The sequence below is a fragment of the Komagataeibacter oboediens genome (assembly GCF_003207815.1).
GTDB lineage: Bacteria > Pseudomonadota > Alphaproteobacteria > Acetobacterales > Acetobacteraceae > Komagataeibacter > Komagataeibacter oboediens.
This window is the reverse complement of record NZ_NKTX01000079.1, coordinates 1-9,144: the sequence shown is the minus strand read 5'-3', so window position 1 is coordinate 9,144 and position 9,144 is coordinate 1. Positions and strand designations below refer to the sequence as shown.

Sequence of the window (9,144 nt, the reverse complement as noted above, 5' to 3'; positions counted from 1 at the left end):
GCCATTGGCCGGAGCTGCATCCGCACAGGTCGGCGTGGCCGGTTCTTCAACGTGGTGGACCTGGTCAACCGGCTTGAGGCTGACAGTCGGGCGGCAAGGGCGGGTCGGCTGGCCGAACAACTCGGCCGACTGGACTTTGTCATCCTCGACGAACTGGGATACCTGCCCTTTGCCCAGTCTGGCGGACAGTTGCTGTTCCATATGATCAGCCGCCTTTATGAACAGACCTCGGTCATTGTCACCACGAACCTGTCCTTCGGTGAATGGGCCAGTGTATTCGCCGACGCCAAGATGACCACGGCACTGCTCGACCGTCTGACCCATCACTGCGACATCATCGAGACAGGGAACGAAAGCTGGCGGTTCAGGAACCGTAACTGAACCTCTCTCCAGATCCATACCTGCCCCGGCCTGTCTCCTTACGCCTACGGCTTCAGGAGACAGGCCGGGCCTTCAACAGGGGGTTAATATTGCATGCCGATCAGGGGTTATTTTTGAGTGCCGATTGACAGGTTGCGCACCAGACGTGGATACGCGGTACGTCGATCTATCGCTTTGTTACCACCGGCGAGCAGTATGACATCGACGTACCGGCCGGGGCATTCATCAGTTCGGACGGGACGGACCTTAACCTGACACTGACGGCACGGCAGGCTGGTGGCGCGCCGCTGCCGGACTGGGTTTCATTCGATGCCCAGCGGCGCAGTTTTTCCATGATCGCACCGGATGACGCCACAGGCTCCATCGACCTGACGGTTATCGGTCGTGATGAATATGGTCATGAGGCCGAGGTGGACGTACATGTGGTGATCGGGCGGGAACATCCGGCATGGCAGGTCGCCGATGACCCGTCCATGGTTCAGGCAGTGGACCGCGCGATGCAGGTGGTGGAGCAGGACATGAACTGGCTTGCCTTCAATCCCGATTTCCATCGCACTGTCCACAAACCCGCCGATGCGACGCATGGCAAGAGGGGGCTGCGGGCGCAGATGCGCCAGATGGGGCTTCGCGCCGCCCATGCGCGTGGCCGAAACCTGGTCAATCAGTAGCAGCAGGCAGCGGGATGGGGATGGCGGCAGGACCGGATGGACCTGCCGCCATTCGTGTATTTTGACCGGGGCGGCTGCTGTCCGGACAATGGATCAGGCCATGATCCGGCCTGATGGGGATATTGCGCGGGTCAGTTCACGTGACGACGCGCGCGGGAAGACAGGCCCAGACGCTTTATTCCGGCTTCTGGTCCAGACGGGTTATCTTCATATGCCTGAATTCGGTCATGCCGTTTTCGGAGAAAGCAATGATGCGGTCAGCTTCGACAGGCGGGAAGATGAGGTCCGTTATGACGATGGAACCGTTTCGTGACAGCACTTCGACCGAATTACGGTCGATAATGACATGCAATGAAATCTCACCGTTCGGGGCAGGCATGGAGACGGCATGTTCAGGACTGAATTTGGGTGAGAAATCGGTCAGGCCCGAACGCGACCGGTCAACGATCAGCTCATGCTTTTTCATATCATAAACAATACAGGTGCCGATCTGGCCATCCGTCGTGGCCCGTACGAACAGACCGGCACGATCCGCGTCCTGTATATGCATGCTCATGTCGATATCCAGAACCTGCCCACGCGCGTGATCGGGCAGCAGATGGCGTTCGGATGACAGGCGCAGCCCATCGAAGGAAAGTGCCGGCCGGTCGTTGGCGACCAGCGCAGTGTAGTGTTTTTCAGGGGTCAGGCACAGTTGCGGGCGGCCCCCAATGGTCCGCAGGGCCATGGTCATGGGGAGGGTCATCTGGCCTTTCCATGGTGAGGTCGGCATCTGGGCTGCGTAGTCCCAGTTGCTCATCCAGCCGATGGTTACGGGCGCGCTTTCAGGCAGGCCGGAAAAGACAAGGGCGGCATAATGATCCGCGCCGTAATCGAGCCAGTCATATGCCGCGGGGTCTGATCCATCGGGTGGCAGTCCCTCGGCATGGAATGTCGTACCATCGAAGGAGCCGACGAAATACATGCTGCCCGATCCGCCCGCGATGCTCCATGGATTGATCCCCAGCATCAGGATCCATTTCTGTTGTGCCGGATTTCCGTCCAGAGGCAGGGGAAACAGCGATGGCATTTCCCACAACATGTCCGGGTGGACAAAACCGGTCGGCCCGAAATCACTCAGGAACGTCCATTCCGTCAGGTTGGTGGATTTGTACAGCTTGACCATCTGTTCATTGGCAACGACGGCCGTCATGACCCAGTACCCACCGGGTGCGTACCAGAACACGCTGGGATCACGGAAATGGAGCGAGTCCGGTGACAGTGTCAGCACGGGATCCTTGCCGTAAGGCTGCCACGTCCGCCCGTCATCCAGGCTGTATGCTAGGGACTGGGCCTGCACGCCTGCTGGTCTGGGGGCGTTTTCCTTGAAAACACTGGTGTATAATGCCACCAGCGGCGGATTGTCCGTCGTGCCAAGCCCGGACGTGTTATGTGTATCCACGACGACCGTGCCGGAAAAAATATCCTTCGTGTCGCTGAACGGGACGGCCACATCATGTTCATGCCAGTGCAGCAGGTCCGGGCTGGTCGCATGTCCCCACGACATGTTTCCCCATTCCTCGCCAAGGGGATTGTACTGGTAGAAAAGATGATAGACCCCCTTGTAAAAAAATGGACCATTGGGATCATTCATCCAGTTACGCCGGGGCGTATAATGCAGTAGCGGACGCCACTGCGGGGTTGTATCCTGCGAGGGGGTGGGGAGTGCCTGCTGTGGGCTGTCGGCTGCCTGAGCATCTGGTCGCATGGTGTTGATATCTCCCCTTCAGGATACGGGTGCTATGGGACGGACGGTTCCTGCAGTATGGTTGTGGTACGAATATGGCTGGTGGCCTTCCGGACCGTGGCAGGTTCCGTACAATCCTCTCCAGTCCAAATCATACCGGTTTGCCAGCATATTGCCAGACCTCCCCGGTCCGTTCAGACCATGACACAGGCTGGTCCATCATTGTTGCGCCACTGATCTGGAGTTTTAGGGCTGGCGCTTCCCCACGGGACTGATCCGGTTTTGCCACCAGCAGTGAACCCGTCTGACAGAAATGGCGGCACGTAAGGCCATGCCGGACAATCCGGCTTTATCGGTTATGGTGGCCGCAATGCCTGTCAGGGCGGCCTGTATGCAAGGAGCCAGTCGTGCGCAATCTTGATTTCAGTTCATGGCACAGCCTTCTGGCCACAATGATCGGGTTGTGCCTGATTACCTTGATTGGCGTTGGTATCCGGCTGCTGGTCATGGTCGTGGTCCAGCAGCGCAGGGAGCGCATGAACCGCCAGATCAATGAACGCCTGCGCACCCTGATCGCCGCCTATCGCACGCTGGGTGGTTCCTTTACCGGGGATCTGGCTGTGGATCCCCGGCATCGACGGGACCTGCGGATGGTCGGGAATGGGGAGATGCTGTCCCCCGATGGCGCCAGTGATGGAACAGATACGTCCACCGTGGCAGGTTCCGACCGTGCCCGGCGTATCCGTGATGCCGTGGAGGCTGCCCTGTCAGATATCATTCTGCTGGGAACGGGCGAACAGGTGCGCCTGGCCACCCACGCGGCGCGGGAACTGGTTACGGGACAACGCGTGCATACACATGATCTGGTCGTCTCCCTGCGGGATTTTATCCGCAAGGCGCTTGATCTCGAACCCGTTCCGTCTGACCTCGACCTGCCCATGCAGGGGCCGGCCCGGATCCAGGCGGCCGGCAGCCGCGGCAAGGACGACGGCAAGAAGGAGGGGGGCGGCAATGCCGGTGGTGGCGGAGGCATGCAGTCAGGCGGGGGGATACGGCCGTCACCGGTGAAACAGGCCTGGACGGTCACGAAAGCATGCCACAGGCCTGATGGGTTCATATCACGAACCATGTCCCCGGCGTGGCAGGACCGACGGAACCGGAATGGCACGATGGTCGGTCCTGCTGGCGTGTCCGTTCTTTTACGGACGGGCGGTTGGAACATGGGTTGCATAACGGGCCCAGTTCCCCGTGAGGGTATGCGTGACCGCGCTGCCAACGCGCCATGCCGCCTCATAGGCGGGCATTCCCTCATCGGGATATTCAGCGGTCACGGATTGCAGGGCCGTCTGACCCTGCGGCGGCAGGGTATAGTTTGAAGCGGTACGCAGCACCATCAGGCGCTGATAGTCGACCCGATGCATCCGGTCGAGCCGGAACATCGCGGTGGCAATGGCGGAATCTTCCATGTTGCTCATGGCGAATACGCCATGGGACGCCGTGAACATATGCACCCAGTCGCGGGCATACTGGTTGAGGTGGATTCCGTGCCAGTACTGGTCAGAGGCAAAGCTGTCCCCCAGGATGACGGCCGGCTTGTGACGCGCACCGGGGTAGTCTGCCCACCCTTTGGAAAAATCACGCATCTTTGGCGTATCCATCAGGTGCGTGGCGCGGGTGGTCCGCCATGCCCACTGGGCCAGTCCGGCGTTGAGTGGAAAGACAATCGGGTAACCCGCCAGGGCACCATGGTCCGTTCCGGTACCGTCCAGCGTGTCCGGACGCTGCGCCCCGTTGGCGTATATCCCGTATGGCCAGTCTTTGGGGGCCTCGCGCATGTCGATGGACTGCGCAACGTCATTGACGACATAACGCGCCCATGCGGCAGACCCGACCGAGGCAACCTGCGGATCAACACCCGCAATGCCGGCAACAAGCCAGTAAGCCTGATGGAGGTCGAAACGGGGATCCGTTCCCAGCGCCATGATGGAAGTCCCCGCATTGACCAGCGACATGCCGGTCACGACCGCGATGACCGAATGATCCGGCGTGGACAGGATGGAATGCACGCCTCCCGGGAAGTCTATTTTTTCGCTCAGATGTTCGCGTTCGGCCCATAGCTGGAGTTCACCGGGCTTGTCGCCGGTGTCGGCGCCGTTTTCGAATGTCGTGACAATGACGACCTTGACCGGCCATGGCGCATCCGCCGCCAGGGCCAGCGACGGCGCCGTGCATAAGGCACCCATGAGCAGCCCGGCAGCGCGAAACCTGGTCATGAAAGAGAAGGACATGATGTTTTTTCCTTATGGTTGGGCGGTGCAGGACAGGTCCATCAGAATGGATGGGCCAGCGCCTGTGTTTCAAACCGGGCGATATCGTGTTCCAGCCGCCATTGCAGGGCCGCCTTTTCGCTACGGTGCAGTAATCCGGCGCAGATGAGTGAGGGCTGCGGGGAATCTGTCCGGGCGCAGGCCGAAACGGGCATGCCGGGCGTGTGATCGCGCCACAGGCTTTCCCCCGGCAGGAACGAGAATTCCAGCGCGTTGCGCACGATCTGTCTGATCTGCTGGTAATCAAGATGCTGATCGACGACGGCGCTGACATATTCTTCCGTCAGGTCCGTGCGCAGTACGCCGGGATCATCGGTCGAGAGCACCACCGGCACGCCTGCGGCCAGATAAAGGTGCAGCGGATGGGCGCGCCCATGTACGCCAAGGATGACATCGTTGCTGGTCAGGTTGACCTCGATCGCTACGGGGCGTTGCGCCATCCGGGTCAGGGTTGCGCGCGCCTGATCTTCCATCGCGATATCGACACCGTGGCCAATGCGCGACGCACCGGCCTCAACCGCCTGGGCAATGTGTGACGCCAGTGCCGTCGGTGGCGCGACCGCCCGCGTCAGTTCGCCCGCATGTAGCGAGAAACGGACATCGGGATACCGAGCGGAAAGATAGCGGAACATTGCCATATGCAGCGCATAGTCCCGGACGGCGGTCACATTGTCTTCCGGTGCAAGGATGTTGACCCCCACCACGCGCGGGTCGGCATGGGCCAGGGCAAAGGCTGCCAGCATTTCGCCAAACACGCGGGCGGGCGTGCCCGTGCGGGTTACGGTTGCCAGGAACCGCACCGTGACCCCGCACGGACCCGCAGTTTCGCGCAGGGGAGCGGTGCAGGCCTGACGCTGGTCCGCGCCTGCCATCCATGCATCGATTTCCTGGTGGGCTGTATCCAGCATGGTTGGCAGGGATGGGGCCAGCCTGTCATGCATGATGTCCAGCCGGGCAGGGTCCAGATGCATGGAACTGGCACGCTCGCCCATGGCGTCAACGCTGGCGGGACTGGACATGAATTCGACATATGAACTGTTCTGCCGGGCCTGCATCGTGCGCAGCAGGGTCAGTTCATCAATGAGCGAACGGGAGGCCACGGGGCCCGCTACATAAAATGTTGCAAAAAAATGGTCATGGCGCGGCAGGACCGGACCGTTCACTGCGTCCTCGCTTAGCGCGGCAATCAGGGCTGTGCGCCGGGCGTCGTCCATGCGCGCGACTGGCAGTGCATGATGCCTGCCACACGGCGGCGGCACGAACCGGGGCGCACCGCGGCGGGTAACGCAGTAATTCCGGTCCTGCGCCCAGTCGATATCGGTCTCGGCAAAGGCGGTTCCCCATGAATGGATATGCAGTTCGCCACCTTTGGGCATGGGCTGGAGGAACAGCCTGACCCGTGCCCGGTCTCCTGCAATGTCGTGCAGGCGTCTGGCGACAGCAGCCTCGCGCTTTTGCATGGACAGGGCCGGATCCGCGCAGGCCACCCATGGCGCCAGAAGGACGCATATCGCAGCAAGGAGGGGAAGAACGCGGAAATACAGGTTATGATGATATGTCACCGGATGCTGCGGCACGGTTTCAGTCTCTTCATGTCTCGATCGGCATCTTTCCGCGCGCCGCGTCCGCTCTTCCGTCCGACAGGCGGTGTGACCTGTCGGGAAACAAGGAACCTGCATTATGTGGCGGATGCCATCATGCCGGCCTTCCGGGCAAAATCATCAAGCCGGTCAAGATAGGCCCGGCGTTCTTCTTTCCCGATCCAGGCGGCATTGAAGGCGTTCCGGCTGATGGTCAGCAGTTCGTCCGGTGTCAGATGTGCGCCATCACGCGCCATTTTCATTGCTTCCGTCATATAGACACCCTGCATGTATCCCGGATCATCGGAATTGATGGTAATGGTCAGCCCGGCATCCAGAAGGGCACGGATATCCTTTTCGTTACTGTTGGGGCGGATCGCCATGTTGGGGAACGGGCAGACCGTGAAGGGGATATGCCTCTCCCGCGCCTGACGTAGCAGGTCCGGCTTTTCCAGAATATTCAGGCCGTGGTCAAGCCGCTCGCTGCCCAGGTCCTCCAGTGCCTGCCGGATGTGTTCATGTGTATTTTCCTGATCAATGTCGCAATGCATTGTCACATGCAGTCCCGCATCGCGCGCGCGTTTGAATACGTTTGCGAATTTGGCGGGTGGGTTGCCTTTTTCATCGGAATCCAGCCCTACGCCAACAATGTCCGACAGATAGGGCTGCGCCTGCGTGAAGGTTTCTTCCGCTGACTGCGCACTCATTTCGCGGATAAAGCACATGACAAGCTGTGAGCGGATACCGAAATCCCGCTGTGCATCCTTTCGTGCCCGGTTCAGGCCCGAGATGACGGTTTCAAAGGCAATGCCGCGACGGGTATGAAGTTGCGGGTCAAAGAACATTTCCGAATAAAGGACATTCTGTGAGGCGGCTTTTTTAAGATAGGCATGGCACAGATCATAAAAATCCTGCTCGGTATGCAGCAGTTCCACGCCTTCATAGTACAGGGCCAGAAAGGATGGCAGGTCATGAAACCCGTAGCCGGCCCGAATATCGTCTTCCGTCATGTCCTGAAGCGGATGGCCATTCCGGCGCGCCAGAATGATCTTCAGCCCCGGTTCAAGCGTGCCTTCCAGATGGACGTGAAGCTCGGCCTTGGGGAGTGCCTCAATAAACGTATCGGAAGCGGGCATCATGATGTGAAAGCCTTCTGAGGGTCATGCAGAAAGGTCCATCATACACGTATGTCACGAAAATGAAACGATATTGTAATGGCCGGAACCGGAGGGGCATCCCCCGACCCGATGCCTGCATGCATGGTTCCGTGACCTGCGCCCCGGACTGGATATGGGACAGCAGCAGGGAAGGCTGATTTCAACCTGCAGCGGGCATATCCTGATCCCTTTGCGCCGTTTCACGCTGAGCGGAATGTATTCGGTTCTGCTATATATAATCACGGCATATTCCCCTACCTACTCATTGCAATATGTTTGCAAATATAGGGAGAATCGGCAGGGGTTGAGCATGTCCAGCCTACCGGGATGCCATCATGGATATTTCGATGGCCTGCATGTTATTCCCAGCTTTGCATTTTTATTTAGTTATATAGCTTAATTTTCCGTTGCGAAAGCCATGGATGTTTCTGAATAAGAAATACGGTTTGTACGGGAACTAATTGGTTTGTGGTCAAATAACATGTTGCAACATAACATTGGCACGTTATGACATTTAATAGTTAAAGATGCATTACTTGGAATTCAGGGCCAGATTTCTAAAGTGGAACGCAAATCGATATCGATGCGGTTGTTTTTTTTTAATTCCGGGACAACGGCTGCGCGCAAACCTGTTCCAGTTAAAAAACAGATTGAATACCAAAGTCCCACAATCCTGCGTTCACATGGGTAATGCACGGCCCTGACAAGTCTGACATCATGGCGAAATCTGTTCCATGGTATAAGGCAGAGCCTGCGCAAGCGGGGGGACAGGGGCGCAGTCAGGCCGATATCGACAGCCATCCTTGTTCTGGGCTTTCCGGTCGTGGCATCGGCCCGGTGCATCACAAGCGGAAGATCCATTTCCTGTACAAGTGGAACACAGACAACTACCGTGGAGGGTGTCACAAACGGACTATCCGTTACGGTCGGGGCGGGCGCAACCATTGCGACGACCAGCAATGCGGCCACCAATCCTTCAACGACTGATAACGATGCGATTGTCGTGCGGACAAATTCCAGTGTCGAGGTGGCCGGAACGGTCGAGACCCAGTCGAATAATATAGTCGGCAAGGGCGGCACTATCCCGGGTCTGAACACTACCGATACAATCGAAGGGGAAAACAGGACGACGATTACTGTCGATTTCGGTGGGCAGGTCTTCTCTGCGAGAACCCAGAAAGCCGATGCAATGTATTTTGATGATGAGAGCCCGATCCGAAAGTTTTTCAAGCTTGACAATGCCTTGCTGTCCGTCGTGTGAGCATGCGGATCGAGGCGATCAATGTCCATGCGGTTGAGGACGCA

Annotated in this window: 7 protein-coding genes and 1 pseudogene; 3 read left to right on the top strand and 5 right to left on the bottom strand. The window is 58.7% G+C overall.

What is annotated here, in order from left to right; all coding sequences use genetic code 11:
- Both CFR80_RS15630 and CFR80_RS19635 read left to right on the top strand, forming a co-directional pair.
- Window positions 1–381 (top strand): ATP-binding protein (locus CFR80_RS15630; protein ID WP_181418227.1); only part of this gene is annotated, 381 nt, incomplete at its 5' end.
- 149 nt (window positions 382–530) lie between these two features.
- Window positions 531–1,049 (top strand): putative Ig domain-containing protein, encoded by a 519-nt coding sequence (locus CFR80_RS19635; RefSeq protein ID WP_220032753.1) that lies wholly within the window; start codon window positions 531–533, stop codon window positions 1,047–1,049.
- Between the two features lie 175 nt (window positions 1,050–1,224).
- Here CFR80_RS19635 and CFR80_RS15620 read toward each other — a convergent pair whose 3' ends face one another.
- A complete protein-coding gene (locus tag CFR80_RS15620) occupies window positions 1,225–2,796 on the bottom strand; it encodes a glycoside hydrolase family 32 protein (RefSeq protein ID WP_010516360.1) in 1,572 nt (523 codons plus the stop codon).
- Between the two features lie 386 nt (window positions 2,797–3,182).
- Here CFR80_RS15620 and CFR80_RS20205 point away from each other — a divergent pair.
- Window positions 3,183–3,883: pseudogene (locus CFR80_RS20205) on the top strand (hypothetical protein).
- 91 nt (window positions 3,884–3,974) lie between these two features.
- Here the strand turns inward: CFR80_RS20205 and CFR80_RS15610 are convergent.
- From CFR80_RS15610 to CFR80_RS19630, 4 genes are all read right to left on the bottom strand, one after another.
- The gene (locus tag CFR80_RS15610; RefSeq protein ID WP_010516358.1) at window positions 3,975–5,063 is read right to left on the bottom strand and encodes a purine-nucleoside phosphorylase; all 1,089 of its coding nucleotides are present in this window, start codon (window positions 5,061–5,063) and stop codon (window positions 3,975–3,977) included.
- A gap of 41 nt (window positions 5,064–5,104) precedes the next feature.
- A complete protein-coding gene (locus CFR80_RS15605) occupies window positions 5,105–6,562 on the bottom strand; it encodes an adenosine deaminase family protein (protein ID WP_181418249.1) in 1,458 nt (485 codons plus the stop codon).
- Window positions 6,563–6,780: 218 nt separating this feature from the next.
- A complete protein-coding gene (gene add / locus CFR80_RS15600; protein WP_010516355.1) occupies window positions 6,781–7,821 on the bottom strand; it encodes an adenosine deaminase in 1,041 nt (346 codons plus the stop codon).
- A 561-nt stretch (window positions 7,822–8,382) separates the two neighbouring features.
- Window positions 8,383–9,144, bottom strand: a 762-nt coding sequence (locus tag CFR80_RS19630) for a hypothetical protein (RefSeq protein WP_220032752.1), incomplete at its 5' end; no start/stop codon positions are given.